Origin of the sequence: Pontibacter beigongshangensis (assembly GCF_014332515.1) — a bacterium.
Lineage (GTDB): Bacteria > Bacteroidota > Bacteroidia > Cytophagales > Hymenobacteraceae > Pontibacter > Pontibacter beigongshangensis.
Genome location: NZ_VFSD01000021.1, coordinates 1 through 22,428 on the forward strand (window position 1 = coordinate 1; position 22,428 = coordinate 22,428).

13 protein-coding genes are annotated in these 22,428 nt (G+C 47.2%); 4 read left to right on the plus strand and 9 right to left on the minus strand.

Annotation, left to right across the window (positions count from 1 at the left end; genetic code table 11):
- From FJM74_RS16370 to FJM74_RS16385, 4 genes are all read left to right on the plus strand, one after another.
- A partial coding sequence (locus FJM74_RS16370; protein ID WP_187263721.1) for an AAA family ATPase occupies positions 1-733 on the plus strand: 733 nt, incomplete at its 5' end.
- A gap of 283 nt (positions 734-1,016) precedes the next feature.
- Positions 1,017-2,164, plus strand: a protein-coding gene (locus FJM74_RS16375) for an IS3 family transposase (RefSeq protein WP_241739206.1) whose coding sequence is annotated in 2 segments (ribosomal slippage) — positions 1,017-1,278 and positions 1,278-2,164 — 1,149 coding nt in all. Because the reading frame shifts where the segments join, the coding sequence is not laid out codon by codon here.
- A gap of 76 nt (positions 2,165-2,240) precedes the next feature.
- A complete protein-coding gene (locus FJM74_RS16380) occupies positions 2,241-4,550 on the plus strand; it encodes a type I restriction endonuclease subunit R (RefSeq protein ID WP_262890445.1) in 2,310 nt (769 codons plus the stop codon).
- A 33-nt stretch (positions 4,551-4,583) separates the two neighbouring features.
- Positions 4,584-5,510, plus strand: coding sequence for a phospholipase D-like domain-containing protein (locus tag FJM74_RS16385; protein WP_187263722.1), 927 nt, complete (start codon positions 4,584-4,586; stop codon positions 5,508-5,510).
- Positions 5,511-6,172: 662 nt separating this feature from the next.
- Here FJM74_RS16385 and FJM74_RS22760 read toward each other — a convergent pair.
- The 9 genes from FJM74_RS22760 to FJM74_RS16425 all read right to left on the minus strand — a co-directional run bounded on the left by FJM74_RS22760 (position 6,173) and on the right by FJM74_RS16425 (position 22,417).
- On the minus strand, positions 6,173-6,418 hold the full coding sequence (locus tag FJM74_RS22760; protein ID WP_394353900.1) for a fumarylacetoacetate hydrolase family protein: 246 nt from the start codon (positions 6,416-6,418) through the stop codon (positions 6,173-6,175).
- On the minus strand, positions 6,387-6,569 hold the full coding sequence (locus tag FJM74_RS16390; RefSeq protein ID WP_187263723.1) for a hypothetical protein: 183 nt from the start codon (positions 6,567-6,569) through the stop codon (positions 6,387-6,389). The genes FJM74_RS22760 and FJM74_RS16390 overlap by 32 nt, the downstream gene beginning before the upstream one ends.
- Before the next feature lie 268 nt (positions 6,570-6,837).
- Complete coding sequence (locus tag FJM74_RS16395) at positions 6,838-8,946, minus strand: hypothetical protein (RefSeq protein WP_187263724.1); 2,109 nt, start codon at positions 8,944-8,946, stop codon at positions 6,838-6,840.
- Between the two features lie 469 nt (positions 8,947-9,415).
- Positions 9,416-12,148 carry a pectinesterase family protein gene (locus FJM74_RS16400; RefSeq protein WP_187263725.1) on the minus strand — a complete coding sequence of 911 codons (2,733 nt, stop codon included), beginning with the start codon at positions 12,146-12,148 and terminating at the stop codon, positions 9,416-9,418.
- A 142-nt stretch (positions 12,149-12,290) separates the two neighbouring features.
- Positions 12,291-14,684 carry a glycoside hydrolase family 95 protein gene (locus FJM74_RS16405; RefSeq protein WP_241739207.1) on the minus strand — a complete coding sequence of 798 codons (2,394 nt, stop codon included), beginning with the start codon at positions 14,682-14,684 and terminating at the stop codon, positions 12,291-12,293.
- A gap of 155 nt (positions 14,685-14,839) precedes the next feature.
- A complete protein-coding gene (locus tag FJM74_RS16410) occupies positions 14,840-16,552 on the minus strand; it encodes a glycoside hydrolase family 43 protein (RefSeq protein WP_187263727.1) in 1,713 nt (570 codons plus the stop codon).
- Between the two features lie 39 nt (positions 16,553-16,591).
- Complete coding sequence (locus FJM74_RS16415) at positions 16,592-18,259, minus strand: T9SS type A sorting domain-containing protein (RefSeq protein ID WP_187263728.1); 1,668 nt, start codon at positions 18,257-18,259, stop codon at positions 16,592-16,594.
- A gap of 365 nt (positions 18,260-18,624) precedes the next feature.
- A complete protein-coding gene (locus tag FJM74_RS16420; RefSeq protein ID WP_187263729.1) occupies positions 18,625-20,235 on the minus strand; it encodes a DUF5123 domain-containing protein in 1,611 nt (536 codons plus the stop codon).
- A 163-nt stretch (positions 20,236-20,398) separates the two neighbouring features.
- Positions 20,399-22,417: a RagB/SusD family nutrient uptake outer membrane protein gene (locus FJM74_RS16425; protein WP_187263730.1), complete on the minus strand. Its 2,019-nt coding sequence runs from the start codon at positions 22,415-22,417 to the stop codon at positions 20,399-20,401.
- Positions 22,418-22,428: the final 11 nt, after the last annotated feature.

Sequence of the window (22,428 nt, forward strand, 5' to 3'; positions counted from 1 at the left end):
TAATACTGAAATGGCTCAAGATTTAAGTGAAGGTGAAAAAACCGCAATTGCTTTCATTTATTTTATAACAACACTTAAAGAAAAAGGAAATAAGCTCGATGAAAGTATTCTATGGATTGATGATCCTATTTCAAGTTTTGACACCAACCATCTATTTAATGCATTTGTCTTTCTAGTTAAGAAATGTCATAGCTGTAAACAACTCTTCATTACAACTCATAACTTTTGGTTTTTTAAGCTAGTTAGAGATTGGATGACTAAAGATGGTAGACGCAGAGAATCTTCTTTTTATGTAATTGATTCATTTTTTATAGATTCAAATAGAATCTCTACAATAACTGAAGCCAACAAATCTATAGTTGATTTTCATTCTGAATACCATTTTCTATTTTCTCAGATTGTAAAGCATTATGATAAACCTGTTATAGATTTTGAAACCAGCTATATGCTGGCAAATGCGGGCCGTAGAGTTTTAGAAAGTATTCTTACTTTCAAGTATCCTAAGACTAAAGATTTAAGAGCTTTGATTAACAAGACTAGCTTTGATACTGATAAGAAGGAAAGAATCTACTGGTTCGTACAAAAATTTAGTCATAGCGACAGAATAGAGACACATGAAAGTATTCCTGACAATTTGTTTTCTGAAGGCCATAATGTAATTAGGGATATAGTTGATTTGATTAAAGAAGTAGAACCGGAGCATTATCAGGAGTTGGTTGAGATAGGGAGTTAATATGACAAATTGGAAAACATGTAAGCTTGGAGAAATTAGTACTGATATTTCCTACGGCTACACAGAAAGTGCAAAGCAGGAAAAAATTGGTCCTAAGTTCTTACGAATTACGGATATACAAAATGATCATGTCGATTGGGAAACTGTCCCTTATTGCATAATCACTCCGAAAGATTTTGAGAAGTATAGGCTTGAAATTGGTGATATAGTCATAGTGTCAGCTTCCCTTTAAATAGAACGGTTTAAAAGTAGAGGAAAAGTAGTTAACTTTAAACTGTTAGATATGAAAAGGAAGACATTTACCCCCCAGCAAATCGCTAAGCTTCTCAAGGAGTTTGAGGAAGGGAAAAGTGCTGCTGAAATTAGCCGAGAGCATGGCGTAAGCCAAGCGGCCTTCTACAAGTGGCGCCAGCGCTACAATGGCATGGATGCCACCGAGCTAAAACGGCTAAAGGAACTGGAGGAGGAGAATCGCAGGCTCAAGCAGATGTATGCCGAACAGGCCCTCGACCTGAAGGTGGCCAGGGAGATTATCGAAAAAAAGCTTTAAAGCCCTGCCAGAAAAGACAGATAGCAAAGGAAGTTGTAAAGGAGAAGAAGGTAAGCATCAGCAGGGCGTGCAGGGTATTGAACCTGAGCAAATCTGTATATTACCACCAGTCCCAGAAGGATGACAGGCCCGTGATAGATGCCTTGCGCAAAAAGGCAGAAGAACATCCAAGGGAGGGGTTCTGGAAAGCATTCAGGCGCCTACGCAACGAAGGCAGCCCATGGAATCACAAGAAGGTCTACAGGGTCTACACAGCTATGGGGCTGAACATCAGGAGAAAAGTGAAGAAAAGGCTTCCTCAGCGAGTGAAGGAGCCATTGCAAGTGCCTTCAGAGCTGAACCATACCTGGTCCATAGACTTTATGAGTGACGCTCTGATGAATGGCAGGAAGTTCCGTTCTTTCAATGTGATGGACGACTTCAACAGGGAAGCGCTGCATGTTGAGATAGATTATTCCCTGAAGAGCAACAGGGTGGTGTGGGTACTAAACCATCTGATAAAGCGCAGAGAAAAGCCCGAGCGCATCAGGATGGATAACGGCCCTGAATTCATTGCCTCCCTCATGGAGGAATGGAGCAAGATGAACGGAATCGAGTTTGTTTACATACAGCCTGGCAAGCCGACGCAGAACGCGTTTGTGGAGCGGCTCAACGGCACTTACAGGAGGCATGTGCTGGATGTTTACCTCTTTGATTCCTTGAATGAGGTACGGGAAATCACGAGCACCTGGATGGAAGATTATAACTGCTTCAGGCCTCATGACAGCCTGCAGGGGCTTAGCCCAGTCCAATATGCCAAGGCTAAAGGCGGGGCGTTAACAGTGGATAACTCTACCGAGTTAACCACAATTAACACCCATAGTAAAAGTAGTAGTAACTAATTTATTGATTGATTGGAAAAATTGATTCTCTCTACTCCAGAGCAGTTCTAAGGAGGGGAAGCTGACACTGCGCCAGCTGCCCGAGCTGAAGAACCCGACCATTGTGGTGCAGGTAGACCGCTTCGACCTCAACCGCCAGCTCTTCGACGATTTTGTGGCCGCCAAAGACCTGGTAGGCGACGTGCAGATCGCCAACACCACCGACGAGCTGCGCAGCCTGCTTAGCGGCGAAGGCGGCGGCGTGGTGTTCAGCACCGTGCAGAAGTTCAACCTCAAAGACACCGCCACCGGCCGCGAGCTGGAGCACCCCGTCCTCAGCGCCCGCGACAACATCATCGTGATAGCTGACGAGTGCCACCGCACGCAGTACGGCCTGGTGCAGGGCTTTGCCAACAACCTGCGCCGCGCCCTGCCGCAGGCCTCCTTCATCGGCTTCACCGGCACCCCCGTCGACAGCAAAGACGCCGACACCGTAGCCGTGTTCGGCGACATCATCCACACCTACGACATCCGCCAGGCCACCGAAGACAAAGCCGTGGTGCCGATCTATTACGAGCCGCGCCTCGCCAAGCTGCACCTCGCCAACGCCCTCCTCGACGAAGAAGCCGAAGAAATAACCGGCGACCTGGACGACAAAGACAAAAACAGAATACTCTGGGCCGCCATGGAAGACGCCGCCGGTGCCAAAGAGCGCGTGGAAGTGGTTGCCAAAGACATTCTGCAGCACTACCTGTACCGCACCAAAAGCCTGGAGGGCAAAGCCATGATCGTGTGCATGAGCCGCCGCAACTGCGTAAAGCTATACGATGCCTTGACCGCCCTGGAAGGCTGCCCCGAAGTAGCCGTGATCATGACCACCAACATCGCCAAAGACCCGGAGGCCTGGAACCCGCACGTGCGCAGCAAAGAGGGAATGGAGGGCATCAAAACCCGCTTCAAAGATCCGGACGACCCGCTGAAGATGGTTATTGTGCGCGACATGTGGCTCACCGGCTTCGACAACCCCGCCCTGCACACGCTCTACGTCGACAAAGTAATGAGCGGCCACAACCTGATCCAGGCCGTCAACCGCGTCGCCACCGTTTTCCGCGACAAGCCCAGCGGCCTGATCGTAGACTACATCGGCATTGGCGACAAACTTCGCGACGCCACCAAAAAATACACCTCCGCAGGCGGCGCAGGCAAAGTAGCCTTCGACATAGAAGAAGCCTTTGAGCTGGCAAAAGAAGTGATACAGCAGCTAAGGGAGCAGTTGCCAACTGGTCCGGTTACCATCTCAACGGCTGCTGTTGGCACTGGTAACGGTGCTGCGAAAAAGTCCCCCTTTGAAGGGGGCAGGGGGATGACCATGGCCGCTGAAGAGCCAACCGGCTACGGCACTACACAATGTAATCCGGAAGAAACAAATAATGATTTTTTCAGCACGCGTAAACATCCCCCTACCCCCTTCAAAGGGGGACTTTCGGTTTTCGCTTCTTTGCTGGAGGCTATTCCGTATTTTTCGGCTCTACCAAAAGGTGAACCACTTAAACTGGTGCAGCACGCCGTTAACCATCTGATTGCCGATGATGAACTGTGCAAGTGCTTCATGCTGAACGAAAAGAAGCTCAGCGGCCTCGCCCCCATCATCAAGAGCCACGACAACATACAAGAGCTGGCGGCTGATATTATTTACCTGCAGCACGTGGGCGCTGCCCTGCGCAAGCTCAAGAACCCGCAGCAGCACATCAAAAAATCAGCCAATCAGATAAAGGAGCTTATTCACCGCAGCATCGAAAGCGAGGAAGTGGTAGACGTGTTTCAGATGGCCGGCATCGAGCGCTTCGACATCTCCATCATCAACGACGATTTCCTGGCCACCGCCAAAGAGCAAAAGACCGGCAACGAACTGAAGCTGGAGCTCCTGCGTCAGATCATGAACAACGAGATAAAGCTCCGCGCCAGCAGCAACCTGGTGAAGTACCGGAAGCTAAAGGAGGCGGTAGAGAAAATAATACAGGACTACCACAACCACTTCTTCGACAGCCTGGTGGCCATGGAGAAAATACGCGAAACAGCCCGCGAAATGCAGGACGAAGACCTGCGCCGCCAGCAGCTCGGCCTCACCGAAGAGGAAGAAGCCTTTTATGAGATCCTGGCCAAACACCCCAACGCCGTGCAGGATTTCGAGCTGATAAAAGAACTGGTGCGCAAGATCCTGGCCGTGGTCAAGAAAAGTGCCACCCAACCCGACTGGTACAAAAAAGACGACACCAAAGCCCAGCTGATGCTAGCGGTAAAGCAGGTGCTCCGGTTTAAAGTAAAAGCTGAGCTGCAGGAGATATTGGAGGAGGTGATGGAGCAGGCGGAGGAGCGGTACAAGGACTGGGAGTTTGGGGTGGCCTAATATACAAGTTGTAAAACCAACCATTTTTATATAATGTCAAAATTTATTACCGGAAAGGAGCTAGAAGTAGCTGTAGACAAAATTATCTGGGAAGCGAATGAGAGTTTGATGATTGTGTCGCCTTATATTAAATTAGATGATCACTTTAGAAAGTTGTTTGTAGAACACCTTCAAAAGCCAAAGCTCCACATCACGTTGATATTCGGTAAAAACGAAGGTCGTGTAGATAAAAGCTTCAACAAGACGGACCTGCAGTTCTTCCTTCAGTTCCCTAACGTCACCATCGTTTACGTGCCCAACCTGCATGCTAAATATTATGCAAATGACCTAATGGGGGTGGTCACATCCATCAACTTATACGATTACTCCTTCGTGAACAACATTGAGTTTGGAATTCTCTATGAATACAAACTACTTTCCTTGTCCAATAGCTCCGATGACAACGTATGGGAGACCTGCGTGGATATAGCTAATAAACATGAAGTAGTATATGTGAAAAGGCCAATCTTCGAGAAAGGGTTTTTGGGACTAAGTAAAAGCTACATGGGTTCCAAAGTACTACTCGACAGAACTGAAGAGATGTACAGCGGAAAGCCACTTGCCAAAGGCACACAGAAAATGGAAGATTTTAAGGTAGAGCTTGATGCTAAGGAACAAACTGAGAGGCCAAGCCGCGAAGTGGTAGAAAAATCAGCTGGTTTTACATATAACGAAAAGAAACCCACTACTGAAAAGCCATTTGAACCGGGTTACTGTATCAGAACCGGCATTAAAATAGCCTTCAATCCTGAGCGCCCTTTATCTTACCAGGCCTACCAGAGTTGGAGTAAATACAGTGATGAAAATTACGCTGAAAAATATTGCCACTTTTCCGGAGAACCTTCAAACGGTGAAACCAGTGTGAAACGACCTGTCCTGTACAAAAACTGGAAGAAAGCGAAAGAGTTAAGTGTTTCATGAAGGCGGTTCATTATTTTCATTCCCTACCTCATCAGTACGTAGGATCATAGCAACTCAAATCAACAATAATAAAAAGCCAGTAGCTACTCTGACGTGGACTAGCTACTAGCTTTTATAAGCCGGAAACAAATCCTTTCTAAACGTCCTCACGATATTCCACCTGGATGGCTCTCATTCTCCTCCAGTTGCCACCTCGGCGCGCTTTCCGGCAACTGTAATTTTCAGATAAACAGGAACCACTCCTGTTTGGTAGACTTTTAAAACAAGAAAGCCTGCAATCATATGATTTGCAGGCTTTCTTGTTTTTGATCTGATAATCAGCAGAGAGGGAGGGATTCGAAACACCTGAATTTCTAACTGATAATCAACTTGTTGCTATAACAGTAATTATTTACTCACCGAATTACTCACCAATCTTTAACTACAGCCTAACTGCAAATTATGGAAATAAATATACGAATTATATGATGAATAAGCAAAGGCACATTCCATTCATCACCCTCTTGCTCTACACTTTATCCAATAAAAATATCAGTTTTAAACTATTATAATACTTTTCCTTTGATTCTTCATTTAATGTTGGTGCACATCTTTATAAAGCATGATAGGCTCTCATATTTAGGCTCGACATGCCCAGACCATCGATACCCAGTCCTACCACATCATCCGGCTTGTAGTATACGGGCGGATTGAAGCATTGTCCCACACCGGCTAGTGTACCGGTATAAAACAATATCACCTGGCAGCAGGGTCATGAAACGACTCACATAGGACACCAGGAGCGGAATACGGAAGATGAAATTGGAGTTGTCGCCGTCCTGCATCATGTGCCAGAAATATGGAGGTGCCCAGTTGCTAAAATAGCTCCACCACTTGTTACTGTTTGATCTCATCACATTGCTGCACATGGGCCTCGCCTCCAACTTCACGTATCTCAGCCACCGTCTGCTCTGCCTGCTGCGCTTTCAGGTTCAGCACATGCACCACAGCGCCTTGCCGGGCAAAAATAGGAGCAACCGCTTTCTCATATGCTACGCCACTACCAGCTACGGTTACCACGGCTGTTTTGATTTTTAATTAAACATGATTGGTTGGTATATTTTTTCACAATTTATATGAACTCCATCAGGATTAGCAGAAATTAACATAATTCACTTTTCAAGTTGACCTCTTTATCACAGCATCAGATCTATATTAAACTTTTCCACAGTGAGCATAAATAGAAGTCGATATAACGTGTTTTTGCTATTCTTATAAATAATAGATGGTGGCATAGTTTTTAAATTCAGAGGCGCCTCTTGAACAATACAAATAATGAAAGATGCTTTTATTTTACCGGAGTGGTTGCATTGATATATTCTTCGATATTCGTGTAGCCATCCCCATCCTTGTCTTGCGTGGCATCTGCCGCGGAATGAGGGTTAAGGCCATACTGTAGTTCCCATTCATCGGGCATTCCATCCCAGTCTGAATCTCTAGGTGCTTTTGCTTTAGGGTAGGTGGCAAAGCCACCACCCGGCCAATCAGCTGGATTTCCTGGAATGGTTCCAATGCCTTCTAATACAGTTTTGGCAACATAGCGGGTGATTATATCGCGTACTGGAAGGTTGGCTCCTCCCGACTGCAACACCTTTTGGTAAGCCAGCTCCGGTGTATCGGTGGTTACCGGATAGGCTTTAAATGGTTCGGACATCAGGGTTTCAGACAGCACTTTCAGGTCGGATGGACCGTCGGCAGGCATCTTATTATTAATGGCATAAAACCGCGCGTACACCGACTCGCTCTGAAAACCCCACTTCCAAGGCCGAAGCCTCTGTGAATCCGGCCCTTCCTGCTGTACGTTGCCAATGTAGTTCAGCCTTATATAATCGTTGGGACTTCCGTAGCCGGCGCCGCCGTAGTTGTAGAGAATGTTGTTGCGGTAATCGAGCGAGAGCATTTCTGCGCGTATGTTGCGGCGCTCACCATGTGCTATCAGGTTGTGATGAAACGAAATATAACCCCATCCATTTGCAGCTGCCGACATAGAGTGATTTCCTTTTTCGTGCGTGGATTTGCGCGGCGCTCCATAAATGTACGACCACTGCACCGTCGAAGCCACACGCTTTTCTGCTCCGTAAATATTAAAAATCTGGTCATTGGCAAAGGCTGCTTCGCAATGGTCCACCACCACGTTCATCGCCCGTATGTCAAGGCCGTGTGTCTGGTCGCCGAGCACCCGCTGCAGTTTTCCGGGCCCTTTAGTTTCACCAACCCGGATGCGCAGGTACCGCAGCACCACATCGTGCGCCCGCACATCTATTCCCCAGTTTTTTAGCTGAATGCCGGCACCCGGCGCTGTGTTTCCGGCGACTGTCAGGTAAGGATGCATGATGGTGAGCGGGGCCTTTAGTTCGATAGTACCGGTAACGGCAAACACGATGATGCGGGGTCCCTCTGCTTCTATGGCTTCGCGCAGGCTGCCGGCAATTGGCTTCTCTTTCGGAATCATCGGGTAGCCCGGCAGCTTTGGTCGCGCCTGTTCCGGATGCTGTTGCCCCAGTGCGTCCACATAGGGTATCCAGTTACCTTTCCCCAGTGTCTTGGCAAATTCGCTTGGCTGCCCGTATAAGCCTTCTTCCCGGCCGGGCCTGTCTTCGGGGAGGTAATCTTCCAAGGTGGTCACAACAAACACTTTGCCGCCCCTGCCTCCGGGGGTATAGCAGCCATAGCCTTCCGCACCCGGAAATGCAGGTATGTGCTTTTCCTGCATGGCTCTGATAGGCTGTTCCGGCTCCAGGGTGAGCTGTATGTAAACAGTTCCGTTGGTTGAGCCGCTGTAATCGCTGACGGTAAGTACTATTCCTTCCGGAAGCAAATATTTTTTAATTTTAGGATGGTTGAAAGGAAGTTCTTTTGCGCCATAAGGTGCCAGTGCCTTAACAACCTGCGAGATGTTTTCAAAAAGCGGCTGCTTCATGGATTCATCCAGGTAAGGAAAGATTGATTTGCCCTTCTTCGATGCTGCCAGCGCCTCCACACGCCCATGCTGCATGTCGAACCGCAAGGGCCTGCCGATGTGGATTTTGATGACGGGCCGGGTCAGGTCAAAAACGTAATATTCTACCTCGTAGGCCAGTTGCCCAAAAACAGGAAGGCCGGGCCAGGTGGCGTTCCGCTGTGCAGTGTAAAGGAGCGGGTACTTTTCAGTGCCCTGCGCCAGCCTGAGCTCTTTTGGGAAAATGGTGTCTTTGAGCAACAACGGGTTTCCTTGCCACGGCTCCTGCACCTGGAGCAGCTGGGCAAGCAGCGGAAACTCTTTAGTTAGAGGCACCACAGCAGCAGCAGCTTGCGGAAACTTGTGCTCCAGCTTTTCCTGTCGTGCCTGGGCCGCTGAGCCTCCAGCTATCATCAGAAACAGAATAATTAAAAAGAATAATGCAGGTCTTTTACTCATGGCTTTTCCGGGAGCTGCTGTTTCAATGTATACTCAGTGGATTTGAACAAGTCAAATGTAATGGTTGCATAGAAACTGAACACGCAGTTGTATTTAAATAAAAGTGATTGGGGTGTACGACAAAGTACATTAAATTATATTGAATCTTGCCTTACTGGTTCAGAAGCAATTATTCAAATGAAAATAGCCTTCCAAAGCCATTTTACTGTATTGGAGGCTGTTACCAGATGAACATATAGGAACCGGTATAGATGAAAATTGTGCACGTTGTCCTACACCCAAGTGATTGTTGTCAATAATACCTGAAGCGCTGCATTTACAGCTATTTTAATTTCTTTTGCATTAGATTCTATTCATCTTCACGTTCAAAGATGTTCTCTAAGGTATATATCTCCGCTACCTTTTTTGAAAATTGCCTTTACCAGGCAGGTAACAGTATATCATAGACTGGCTTCTGCGAGAAATCCAACTACTTCACCAGTACTTTAGCACTACCCTGCCTACCATCCGAAGCATATCGAACGATGTACAGGCCAGGCTTCAGGTTACGAAATGAAACGGTTTTAGAAGTTGTCTCGCCTACTATCACTGCACCGGTTTCGCTATACACTGAAACAAAAGTTTTTGAACCAGTAATGTAAAGCGTCTTTTCAGCGTAGTCAATTAGTTTGTTTTCGATGTCCTTTTTTACAGAAGTTACGTTAGCAACGACAAGAGAACCAGTGCCTTCGAAAACGGCAGGATGTGTAGTGACAGTGTAAGTACCAGGTGCCATGTCTGTACCATTCAGCGTGAAAGCATCTACACGAACTGTTGTATTTAGCACTGCTTTGCCGTTGCCGCTGGTATTAAGTTTCAGGTGGTCGCCTACACTTTTCTCGTGGCTGAGGAGCACCTTGTTGTTTAAGCCTACCTCTATCAGACCTGCACCGAATGCATGGGCAGTAGTACCTTCCATACGAACCACACCATCTGCATGCGCAGGGGCATTGGTTACATCCCAAATGCCGGTGAAATTGCTGTTGTCTCCCCCAAGAATGAGTGTAGCTACTTCAGTACCGTTTCTGGTATTTCGGGCCGTAATCTTGCTGTTTCCACTGATGTTACCGATTAATACCATTGCGTTTCCTGCACTATTGCCACTGTTCATTTCCATACGGACATCACCTAACACTTCTATAGGGGCATCCAGCGTAAATCCTGTGCCACTGGTGGCATAGCTCATCCGGGAGCCCTCCTCCATCCGAATAACACCTGTTGCTCTGTGAGCTCCTCTCAAGCGAACGTTACCGGTGCTGCTCAACATAATATCAGCAGGGAAAACAAAGTTTGTAGTCTCTATCTCTCTGGCAACCATAACCGTTTCACCTGCCTCAGGCAGTAGCTGTGGCGAGAAGTGTGCAGGATTATCCCAGTTCCCGTTTGTTCCACCTATAAAGTCAAAGCTGCTGGGGCGGCCTACAATTACCTTACCGGTACCACTAATTAAGCCTGCATGGGTGGTTGCGGAATATTCACCCAGAGACTGCATGGTACCATCAATATAAAACTCACTTAGCGTTACATCTGCGTTGAGTACAAGCTCTGAGCCTGTTACCACTCTCAGAGCTGCCGTAGGCTGCATTGCGCCACCGTTTCCGATAACAAGTGTGGCTCCACTGTTTACTGTTACATCACCCTTACCAATGGCACTGGCTACGTTTACTTCCAGTGTGCCGGCCGTTACGCTCCAGTTTCCTGAGTAGTCACTGTTGTTAGCAGCCAGCACTACGCGTCCGCTACCTTCTTTCGTGAAGGTGTGCACTCCGCTTAATGCTGCATTTAGGGTAAGCGTACCTGTTCCATTCAGTTTATTCGCTTCTTTGGTAGCTATCTTACCTTCCAGGGTTACATTGTCGGCAGTAGTGAGTTCGGCCCCGGCCATGGAGATGTAAGTAGCGGTGCTGTTACCTGTCACGTTCAGTTTGGCTCCGTTCTGCAGGTGCAGGTCGGCCAGGAAAGAACTGCCGGTCGCCAAGACTTCATGCTCTCCGTTCACAGTTGCAGATTCTCCAACGGCAGGCACTTCGCCCGGATTCCAGTTTCCGGCTACTAACCATCCTTTCGTATTGCCGCTGCCGGTCCAGTTAAAACTCCGGGCAGCTGGTGCCTCTGCGGTTGGGTCCCATCCGTCAGAACCTCCCATTACATTCTGTATTGTAAAGGTAGCTGCTTCTGCTTCTGACAGTGCCCGGAGGCCAGTCCAGTTGGCACGCTGGCTCATATCAGCACCTGGCCCGGTGTTGTTGTACTCGTAGAGGTGCAGGTCCGGACTGGTATCGGAATAGTCCATCCCCCACTTATCACCCCAGCCTTCTGGATGGATTTTTTCCGTCATATAAGAATTAAGAATTGCCACTTTAGGATATTCATGCCACGGACGGCCGATTCTTACAAGATTTCCGTCATCTCCAGCACGGGGGCTATTGGTTGCGTATGTAAAGCGGCTGTTGTTAAATACATAGCCATATGGTTGGGATCGCGGTGTGGAGGGAGCTGTAATCCAGCCACCACCCCAGCTGCGGATTTCGCAGTTTTCGAACCATGCAATGCCTCCGCCATAGATGTAGTCGGTACGGCCCAGCACAAGGCAGTTCTCAAAATAGCTGCGCTTGCCGGCATCCCATAAGTAAATAGTATCCTGGTAACCCAGAAAATTACAATTCAGGAATACATTCTTGTCGGATTTAACTGTAATAGCCAGCGCCTGCCCTACCGGACCTGCCGTATTCTGGAAGGTAAGGTTTTCGGCCCGGAAGCCATCGCCCTGCAGGGTGATGGTTGATGAAGTCCGGATATTCTCGCCTGTCCACTTGGCAGCATCGGCAGCCGGGCATTTATTACCTGAGCCCGGACTGTTACAATCGTAAATGTGGTAACTGATAATGGTTTCATCACGGCTTTCCCCGATGAAAGTTACATTCTTCTTATCACTTGGGACGATCAGCTTTTCGGTATTGTAGAGGCCGCGCTTGATGTAGATGACCGTGCGCCTGTCGCTGTTGGAAGGCACAGCATCGATAGCGTCCTGTATCTTAGTAAAATTGCCACTGCCATCTAGAGCCACAACCATGTCGGCATTGAATGGATTCTGAGCCCTCGCTGAAAAAATAATCAGGAACAGGAATAGCAGTATTGAAATCTGCGGTAAAGGTTTAGTCATTTTCATACGCATTGAAAGGTTAATTAAAGAAGTAAAATCATATTTTAGTGATTCGCAAATGCTTGTATTTTGAATATTATTCTATCACGGAAGCAGAAGTCTGCAGGTCAAACCTCTGCTTCCATAACAGCATATTCGTGACTTAATTTGCTACCAGCTTATAGGTTTTGCCTTTCCGCGTTTCCAAATCGAGTAAAATCGTTTGCGGCAGCTCGACATTTGCTGTGTTTGCCTTTGGCGAAATCAGCGGCTCTTTAATATGGGAGACCTGGTAAAATGCATTCGGATTCTCCCCTGCTGCTTTTTGCAGCTTACCCTTGCCCTGCATTACCAGGTTATCCGCCACTCTTATCCGGCAGTTGCCGCCCAGCTTTGATTGTATCGCCAGTTGCTTCACTTTTCCGTTCTCCCAGCGCATGTCTACTACAAAGCCCCCGCGTGCAACCAAACCTTTTACCTCACCGGAGGACCATCTGTCGGGCAGGGCGGGCAGCAGGTGCAGCGTGCCGTCGTGGCTCTGTAGAAGCATTTCGGCAATACCGGAGGTACAGCCAAAATTGCCATCTATTTGGAAAGGTGGATGCGCATCGAAGAGGTTCGGGTAAGTACCGCCACTCTGGCCTGTTGCCTCATAACCGGCTGGCGATAGCTGGTCTTCAATAAGTTTATAGGCGCGGTTTCCGTCCAATAGCCTGGCCCATAGGTTCACTTTCCAGCCCATCGACCAGCCTGTAGATTTGTCCCCACGGTAAACGAGGGAGTTTTTGGCTGCATTGAACAGCTGTGGATGGCTGTAAGGCGACACCTGGTTGCTCGGGTAAAGCCCGTACAGATGCGAAACATGACGGTGTTTATCATTGGTGCGGTCCCAGTCGTGCATCCACTCCTGCAACTGCCCGTGCTGGCCTATTTGCATAGGCGGCAGGCGGTCGCGAATGGCTTTCATGGAATCAGCGAAGGCTATGTCTGTGCCCAGTATTTCAGCTGCCCGAATAGTGTTGCTGAATACATCAAACACTAATTGGTTATCCATGGTGGTGCCAGCGGCAATAGACACGCCGCTCTGATGCCCGTTTTCAGGCGACATAGAAGGCGTTACTACCAGCCATTTATTCACCGGCTCTTCCTGCAGCACATCGGCATAGAACAAGGCTTTACCTTTCAGGATGGGGTAGTACTCCTGCAGGAACTTTTTATCGCCGGTGTACAGGTAATGCTGCCACAGGTGCTGCGTAAGCCAGGCACCGCCCATCGGCCACAGTCCGTAAAAAGCGCCGTCGATGGGTCCGGTCATGCGCCAGATATCGGTGTTGTGGTGCATGTTCCAGCCACGGGCACCGTACATGCTTTTCGCGCTTTCTTTTCCGGTCTCTGCCAGGTCTTTGAGCATGGCGAACAGTGGCTCGTGCATCTCGGGCAGGTTGGTTACCTCGGCCGGCCAGTAGTTCATTTCGGTGTTGATATTCACGGTGTACTTGCTGTCCCAGGGAGGCGACACTCTATCGTTCCAGATGCCCTGCAGGTTGGCCGGCTGCGTACCCGGCTGGGAGCTGGAAATGAGTAGGTAGCGCCCAAACTGGAAGTATAGCGAAACAAGCTGCGGGTCGTTGCCTCCGGCGAATTGCTCCACCCGTGCATCGGTAGGCTTGTTTGCTGCATCTGTTTTACCTAAGTCAAGTGACACCCTGTCGAAATATTTTCGGTAGGCTTTGATATGCTCCTCCCGGGCTTTGCTGTACTTCTTTTTGGTAGCAGCAGCCAGAAAACCGGCTGCCCTGGAAGCTTCATCACCGCTCAGGTCTTTGTAGTTTTTGAAGTTGGTGCCCATCGACACATAAATGATGGCCTCGTCGGCACCGGTTATTTGCAGCTGGTCGGCTGTGGCTGCTACCGTTCCTCCCTTCACGATCGGTTGTATGCGAGCCTGGAATTTTACTTTTCCTTTTTTGTTGTCGCTGTCGCCCGATATTCCTGCCAGCACGAGCTGTTTATCCTGTGTTTTTACGCTATAGCTTTTATGGGGGCTATCGGCTCCGAGGGTACAGGAAATACTTTTAGGCTTATCTGCGGTTAGTCTGATAATAATAACTTCATCCGTAAAGGAAGAGAACATTTCGCGCTTATACGTTACGCCATCCACCTTATAAGAGACCGAAGCCAGTGCGTTCCCGATGTCCAGATCGCGGGTATAGGCGGTAGCTCCTTCGTGACCAGGGAAGGAGATGAACATGTTGCCCACAGGCTGGTACTGCATTCCGTAATTCAAATGAGCCGGTGCACCTCTTGGAATCTTCTCCAGCGCCAGCGCCTGAGCTTCCTTGTGTTTGCCTTCGAAGATTAACTGACGAATCTCCGGCAAGGCACTGTAGAGGGCGGCATTGACATTGTTGCCCGGTTCTCCTGACCAAACGGTTTCCTCATTTAACTGGAGCTGCTCCCTGGCCGTTTCGCCAAATACCATGGCGCCTATACGGCCGTTGCCCAGCGGCAGAGCTTCGTTCCAATTTGAAGCGGGCTTGTTGTACCAAAGCTTCATGTTTGTACTTTTCTGTGCAGAGGCATCAACAAGGACAGTCATTATTAATACAAATGCACAAATAACACTTCTAATCATAATCATATTTTTTAAAAACTTAAAACTTGTAATTTTCTACTTTTATAGCAGTAACAAGAAATTACCAATTCTTTTTCTTAATTATTCAAATTTCTTGCCTGCAGAGGATTTATCCGGAACCAATCAAAATCGGCATAGCCTGCGTCATTTATCTTGTCTTGTCGCACGGCAAATAAACCCACTTTGGCGCCTATCCATTTGCCTGGTTTAGCTGCAAGCGGTGTGCCTACCAGCTTGAATTGGCTGCCGTCTTCGCTGTAGCTAAACTGGCATACAGCTCCCTTGTCCACATCCACTCTAAAGTAGATTTCGTTGCTCTTCACCTTGCCCAGCAGCTCCTCTTTGTCGGGGATGCCTTTCTCGGCTTTCTCGCCTTTGGTGTAAGCCAGGTAAAGCCCGTCTTTTTTGCTCACCAGCGAAAGGTGCGCATAGCTGTCGCTCATCACAATCAACCCTGCCCGCTCGTTTACTAGTTTCTCGTTTGGCGTGAACTTCATCTTTGTAATGACAGTGAACTGCTCGGCCGGGAACTTCTGCAACAGGAGGTTTGGAATGTCCCAGAAGTTTTTATAGTTCTCCGGAAGCTGCTCTGTAAACAGCCTTATTTGTTCTTGGGCAGGATTCACAAATGCCCAAGTAGCTTTAGGATTAGCATGCCACTGCCACTGTAGCCCTAGCCTATGCCCCTCAAACTCATCCGAATCCTGCGGCGTTACCACCGGATAAGTTTTGCCAACGTTTGGCTTTTTGTGCACCAGTACAGGCTGACCCTTGCCGTCGCCATCAGCGTCTTCGCCGATTACCGGCCAGCCGTTCACCCACTTCATGGGTTGCAGGTGCACAATGCGGCCATAAGCCTCCACGTCCTGGAAATGAATAAACCAATGTTCTTTGCCATCGGGTGTGTCTATCCAGGCGCCCTGGTGCGGACCGTTAATGGGAGTTTTTCCCTGGTCCAGTACGATTTTCTCCTCGTAAGGGCCATAGATGTTTTTGGAGCGCAGCACCAGTTGCCAGCCTGTAGACACGCCGCCGGCAGGGGCAAAGATGTAGTAGTAGCCGCTACGCTTGTAAAATTTAGGACCTTCTACGGTGGGGTGGGCATCGTGCCCATCGAAGACCATCACGCCTTCGTCGAGCACTTTGGTGCCTTCCGGGTTCATGCGGTTTATTGTCAGCACGCTTTTGATGCCGGCCCGGCTACCGGCCCAGCCGTGCACCAAGTAAGCCTGTCCGTCCTCATCCCAGAAAGGGCAGGAGTCGATAAGGCCTTTGCCTTCCTTTACCAATACCGGTGCCTCCCATTGCCCAGCAGGATTTTTGGTCTTCACCATATAGATGCCGAAGTCAGGATCTCCCCAGTAGATGTAGAACTCGCCTTTGTGGTAGCGGATAGCCGGCGCCCACACCCCATTACCGTGCTGCGGCCTGGAAAAGTGTTCGAACGGGGGCAGGCGGTCCAGCGCATAGCCTATGATTTTCCAGTTCACCAGGTCCTTGGAGTGCAGCACCTGAAGGCCAGGCACGACATTGAAGCTGGAAGAGGTCATGAAGTAATCATCTCCTACTCTACACACATCCGGGTCGGAGTAGTCGGCATTGATGATAGGGTTTTTGTAGCGGCCATCACCCAGGTCCGCCACCCATACTTTCGACACCTCGCCCGTGGGTGCGGGTAGCGACACCCAAGTCTGTGCTTTGTCGGCGGATGCTATTTCAGTACGTGTTTTCTCACTCTGGCAAGCAAGCAAAGCCAGTAAACTTAATGTCAGATATTTCTTTGAAAGCATAATTGGTTTTATTAATATAATCATTAACTGAAGCAGCCACTATTCTCTTAGCAGTGCCAAACGCTTTACTATAAGTTCATTTTCCGTCTGAACAGACACCAGATAAATGCCCGCAGGCAGGCTGTTCTCTCTGACATCGGTGCCGTTCCACTTCACTTCATGGTTACCAGGCGCCAGGCGGCTGTTGAGCAGTATATTTACCTGTTTCCCTGTCAGGTCGGTTACCGCAATTCGCACCTGACTTTGCTGTTTCAGTGCAAAGGCAATGGAGGAAGCCCCTGAAGATGGATTCGGATAAATCTCAGTTTTCTCAAGCATTTTCTCCTGCGGCAGCCTGGTCACATTTCGGGCAACGAGGCTGTTGAGGTATACTTCCAGGTTGGTATAACCGCTGGAATGGAGGGTATTACCGTCGGCAGCACTATTCGAGTTGAGGCCGTTTTCCTGCTCCCAAGCATCAGGCATGCCATCACCGTCTGTGTCGGTGGGAGCCGGCAAAGACTGCAGTTCCGGCCAACCGCCCACATCGGCCTGTGAGTCAATGATGCCGTTGTTGCTACCCCTGGAGCCTGGGGCTGTAAAGGTTTTGTCACGAACTGTATTGACAACACGCTCATCTACAGCATCGCGTTTCAAAGAAGCACCAGCCTGCTGCAGTACCAGCTCAAAAGCTTCTTCCGCTGTATGGGTGGTTACATTGTTATTGACAGGATGAGGTTCAGCCATGCGCATAGCAGCCTTATCTACTTCTGAAACAGTGCCGTAACTGCCATGAAACTGGTTGTAAACACCATAGGTCCAGTTGTCGTTGGTGGCGCGGGTGCTGCCATCCACATAGTTGCCAGTGATATAGAATTTGCCCCAGATATCTGATGTTGGAGTGCCTGGGGTTTTATTTTTATCTATTGAAAATATGCGTTCATTTTTAGTAGTGGCAGGACCAGGCTTGTAATAACAATTTATAATGTTAACATTCATCGCCTCACCGCCATAGGCGCTGTTGCCACCCCAGTTATAAATAACGTTATTGCGCATATCCACCAGTTCTGTTTGGGCACCGCCAAGCCTAGGATTACGGCTGTCGTGGTGTGCCAGCAGGTTGTGATGGAAAGAGGAATATTTTCCTCCCCAGATGCCCCCATAGCCATGGGCTCCTTTTTCGTGCAGCGAATTGCGCAAGCTTTCGGAAATAATGCACCATTGGAGTGTAAAGTTTTCATTGTCATAGAACGACACACACTCGTCAGTAGACCAACTCATGGAACAGTGGTCTACAATAATATTTTTTCGGTACCTGCCGCCAATGGCATCAGCCTCTTGCTGTGTCTCATCTCCCATCCGGAAGCGGATGTAGCGTATAATCACATTGTCGGCATTTACATTGACGGGGTAATTTTTAATGGTAATTCCATCACCAGGAGCCGTCTGTCCGGCAATGGTAATATTGGGGTTGTTGATGTTGAGGGCAGAGTTCAGAGAGATGGTTCCGGAAATTCTAAAAACAATAGTACGCGCACCCAACCTGGTTACGGCGTCCCGTAAGCTGCCAGGTCCGGAATCGCTCAAGTTGGTAACGGCATACACTGTGCCGCCCCTTCCGCCAGTTGTAAACCGGCCGAAACCCTCGGCTTCCGGAAAAGCTAATTGCTGTGCCTGTAAAGAAATACAGCTTAACAAAAAAAGAATCAATATATTTAATTTAATCATAACAGTATATTTTTTAATAATACCAAATTAGAATATTTATCTACTGTTGCAGAATTCCAAGCATTGGATGCAAATGTTGGCATGAAAATCTACTACAGATGAATAAGCTGGCCAAATTTTCACACCCTCACTCTTTATCTTTTTATAGTAACCTTTAAACAATATTGGTAGATGAGGAGCAATGGCTATGGTGGAAGGAGTAGCAAAATTTTGAAACAGACCTATATCCAGCTAAACATTCAGCAGAATAAATTCAGCAGTTTTGACTGGATAGAACCATCCGACGATGATGCTAAACAATGATGATTTTTGTTAAGAGGTGCGGTCATTAATTACCGCACCTCTATAAAAACCAATTCGCATTATCACCACCAACGGGGGTCGCCTGCCGTGCCTCTTCCACCAAAACCAGATTCCGGTTTCACAGCAAAGTTCTTATTTCCCGGGTCGACAAATAAGTCATTAGAAGAACCGTTAAATAAGGTAATGCTAGCAAAGTCATACCTGTTAATGATTAATTCATTTGTAATATAGCTTCCTCCAAAAGAAACATTAAGTCCCGTAGTGGTCATGTCGAAACTAAGTGAGTTGATTTTTGCTCCTGCATTATTACCCGCTAAAATGTTTGCTTCTGTTTGAACTGATAATGGCAAGGCATTGGTATCAAAACGTAATAGCTGAGATAAGGCATTTGTTACATTATAGAATGTACAATTGCCAATATAGATATAAGGAACAGCAGTGCGGACATCCATCAGTTGAGTTGAAAGTTCAGTAAGCGTACTGTTTTGAAATACTATTGAATCCAGTTGTACATTACCTCCACCAACATTTACTACTCCGTAGCCTCCTATGTTATTTATTAAACAGTTATCAAATAAAACCTTGTTCATATCCATTTGGTTATTCCCCAGACGCACTAAGCTCCTGTAGTTTGCAATTCTGCAGCCTTTAAAATTGAATTGCCCAACCTGTAAATTATCTGTACCAAGAGAAAATAGGTATTTCCCAATATCACCAAGCAGTTCAATATTCTCAAATAGCAACTGCCCATAAATTAAATCTGAAAGTTTTACTTCTAGTATATTCAACTTAGGTAGGGCTCCGGCTTGAGCAGGTTTACCTGTAAAACTTAGATTTGACACGCCAGCGGGAATTGTCAAAGTGGCTAAGTCGTAGGTTTGACCTCCATCAAATAGTAGAGTGATATTAGATTTACCTTGTGCAACGGCACCCGAAATCAAGTCCGGAACAACATCGCCAGGATGAACACTTATGATTACCCCCCCTTCCAATCCGGAAGTTTTCAGTGTTTTGACTCCTCTTACAACATCGTTATTATAAATTGTTATCTGGTAAGTAGTTCCGGAATCCAGATTTTCTAATACAGCGGAGGCATTGGCCTTTTCTACAGCAGTAAGAACTCTCTCCTGCACCACCTCACCGGTAGCAGGGTTAATTACCGTTATTTTCGTTACACGATCTGTTGGTATCCAGAGCATCTGAATCCTGTCCGTAAAGGTATTCCATTCTGTAAAAAGCTGTTCCTCCCCGGTTTTGAAATAGAACTGTGAATAACCAGATGCTTTGTTCGTCAAAGTGTCTACACCCTTCATCCGTACAGAATAACCGGTAGTTCCATCCAAATCATCAAAGATTGTCCTGTATTCTACCCGGGTAGCTGTTGTAGAATTCGCAAAGGGAGTCAGAGTATCGGCTAAAACCTCAACAGTCTTCACAATATTGCTAAACTGCAGACTATCCTTACTGAATTCAAATAAGTATTTATCGGCCGAAACGGATTTTGTGTACCTGATTTCTACGTCAGTCGCTCCCACTTCAACTACTTCGAACACAAGCGACTTAAACAGCCTGTCATGACCTGGCTCTACTCCCCAATCGTTGAAGTCCTTCTCACAGCTCATCAAACAGATAATAGCAGCAAAAAGAACTATTGTTTTAAATATATTTTTCATATAACTTTCTTATTTGTAGCAATTTTCCTGGCATAAACTGGTGCTTCATAAAGAATAAACTGTCGGTTATTGAAGAACGGCAGCAACAGTAGCAGAAAGCTCTGGAAGGCCCATTCCATTTAAATAATTGCTCAGAACCCGACAAACAATTCTTTATGCAACACTAATAGCCAAAGGAGTTTTGCAGGTTATTTTTCGATTCATAAATGTCCTCGTAGAAGATGGCAAATGGATGCCTGTAGTAGCAAGTCCCGTTGCCCATAGTATATTGGACAAGGTTCGATTGTATCTCCGCTCCATTTGTTAGCGTACCCAAAAAGGCTGAATAGTCATAAGAAGGGTATAGACCTGTGCCGGCCAGCAAAGTCCTTACTGGCCAATTCACGTAGTCCTTATTGGTACCGGTTTCAGGTTTTTGTGCACTTTGTGGGAACCACGTTACAGAAAGATAATCGCCACCTGGATTTGCAGGTAATTCTCTGTAATAGTTCAATGAATTAGGGTCTATATATTCAGCATCTTTATAGCGGTAATATACAGTATGCGGAAAATCAGATGGCTGGTAGGTTTTGTCAAAGATGGTGACAGGCTGCTTGTTATCAAACATCAAACACAAACTCATCTTCATCTCTTCAATTTTGTCGTATAAAAGCCCCCATCTTACCAAATCCTGCTTTCGTATCGATTCACCTCCGAATTCCCAGGCCCGTTCATTCACAATGGCTTTGAAGAAATCAGGATCATATGCCTTAATTTTTGGCGAACCAGACCCAAATGCTCTTTCACGCACTTTTTCCAATGCCTGCTGTGCTGATATCCCTGCCGCAGGGTTAACAGCATCTGGCCCCTGAAGTTCGTTCATTGCTTCGGCATACATCAGATAAACATCAGAGTACCGCATGAGAATCCAGTTGACACCGGTAGAGACACGAGATGTCGCCGTTTTGTGCATAGTCAGATAAGAATCAGACATCCAGTAGATTCTCCATTTGGCAAACTTCACGTCCAATGGATTGGTGCTTACTGCTTCTTGATTTTGATTTGTGTATCTCAACCAGGTTAACGTAACATCTCTGCGTTTATCCTCCTTATCAAAAGAATAGAAATAGTATGCTGTTGAGGTTACATAGCTTCCTCCAAACCCCCGTGTTCCATATTTGGAGTTGCCGTCAACGGCATATCCCATCAAAGAACCGATATCACCATTATTTCCTAACCCAAAGGCTATCTCAAAAAGGTTCTCATTAGAACTGTTTTGCCTTTGCCCGCAAACTGACTCCCAGATATTCTGGTAATTCGGATCGAGTGTATGAGGGTTCTCAGAGGCTCCGATGATTTCAGCACTTTGCTGGGCGGCAATTTGGTAGTACTCACGCCAGTTCTGAGCACGCCCTACAAAAAATCTGTTGCTTTCAGGAATGGCAGGATGGTGCTCCGCAGTAGAGTTAGAGAAAATGTTACCGTCTCGCAGCGACCATCCGCCTGCAAATAATGCCACACGGGCTAACAAACCCTTGGCAAAACCCTTAGTAATTCTCTCGCTTGTGGAATACTCTGCGTTAGCATATAACCAGGGTAAATATTGTATTGCCTCCTGCAGATCCTGTACGATATTTTTGTAGATGGTGTCTCTGTCTGTTTTGCTCATATAAACATTAGCCAAATCAGATCTGGAGGGCTCAACCTTAAATGGAACGTCTCCCCAATAACGCACCAGCTCAAAGTAGGCCAATGCTCTGAGTGTTAAGGCTTCCCCTAGTAATGGTTGCATCTGTGCCGCTGAACTTTCCAGAATCGGAGATTTACGTATTCCATCCACTGCTGAAGTAGACAATTCGGCAAACTGATACAGGCTTTGCCAGCGAGTGGTCATGTTATATGGATTATCGAAGAAGTTACCTGCCCCATAATCACTAGTACTCTGATTATAGTTAGATTCACTGAAAGAGCCATTTGATTCGATATCAGAAACCCCTTGCCAGTTAACCGATAACTTTTGCCCATAAATATAAGAGTCTGTCATCTTCCCATAGAGTCCCATAACAGCTGCTTTTGTCATGGAGGGAGTTTCAAATACTGTTTCTGAGCTCAAAGTAGAGGGGGATGCTGTCTCCAGGTAATCTTTACATGAAAAAAGATTCAGCAGCAGTATAGTAGATAGTATGAATGATATCTTTTTCATTTCTTTTCTAT

Coding starts and splice junctions, on each gene's coding strand:
- FJM74_RS16410 (WP_187263727.1), bottom strand. CDS start 16,552: ATGCTTTCAAAGAAATATCTGACATTAAGTTTACTGGCTTTGCTTGCT.
- FJM74_RS16425 (WP_187263730.1), bottom strand. CDS start 22,417: ATGAAAAAGATATCATTCATACTATCTACTATACTGCTGCTGAATCTT.
- FJM74_RS16385 (WP_187263722.1), top strand. CDS start 4,584: ATGTCAAAATTTATTACCGGAAAGGAGCTAGAAGTAGCTGTAGACAAA.
- FJM74_RS16420 (WP_187263729.1), bottom strand. CDS start 20,235: ATGAAAAATATATTTAAAACAATAGTTCTTTTTGCTGCTATTATCTGT.
- FJM74_RS16400 (WP_187263725.1), bottom strand. CDS start 12,148: ATGACTAAACCTTTACCGCAGATTTCAATACTGCTATTCCTGTTCCTG.
- FJM74_RS16395 (WP_187263724.1), bottom strand. CDS start 8,946: ATGAGTAAAAGACCTGCATTATTCTTTTTAATTATTCTGTTTCTGATG.
- FJM74_RS22760 (WP_394353900.1), bottom strand. CDS start 6,418: ATGTGCAGCAATGTGATGAGATCAAACAGTAACAAGTGGTGGAGCTAT.
- FJM74_RS16415 (WP_187263728.1), bottom strand. CDS start 18,259: ATGATTAAATTAAATATATTGATTCTTTTTTTGTTAAGCTGTATTTCT.
- FJM74_RS16405 (WP_241739207.1), bottom strand. CDS start 14,684: ATGAAGCTTTGGTACAACAAGCCCGCTTCAAATTGGAACGAAGCTCTG.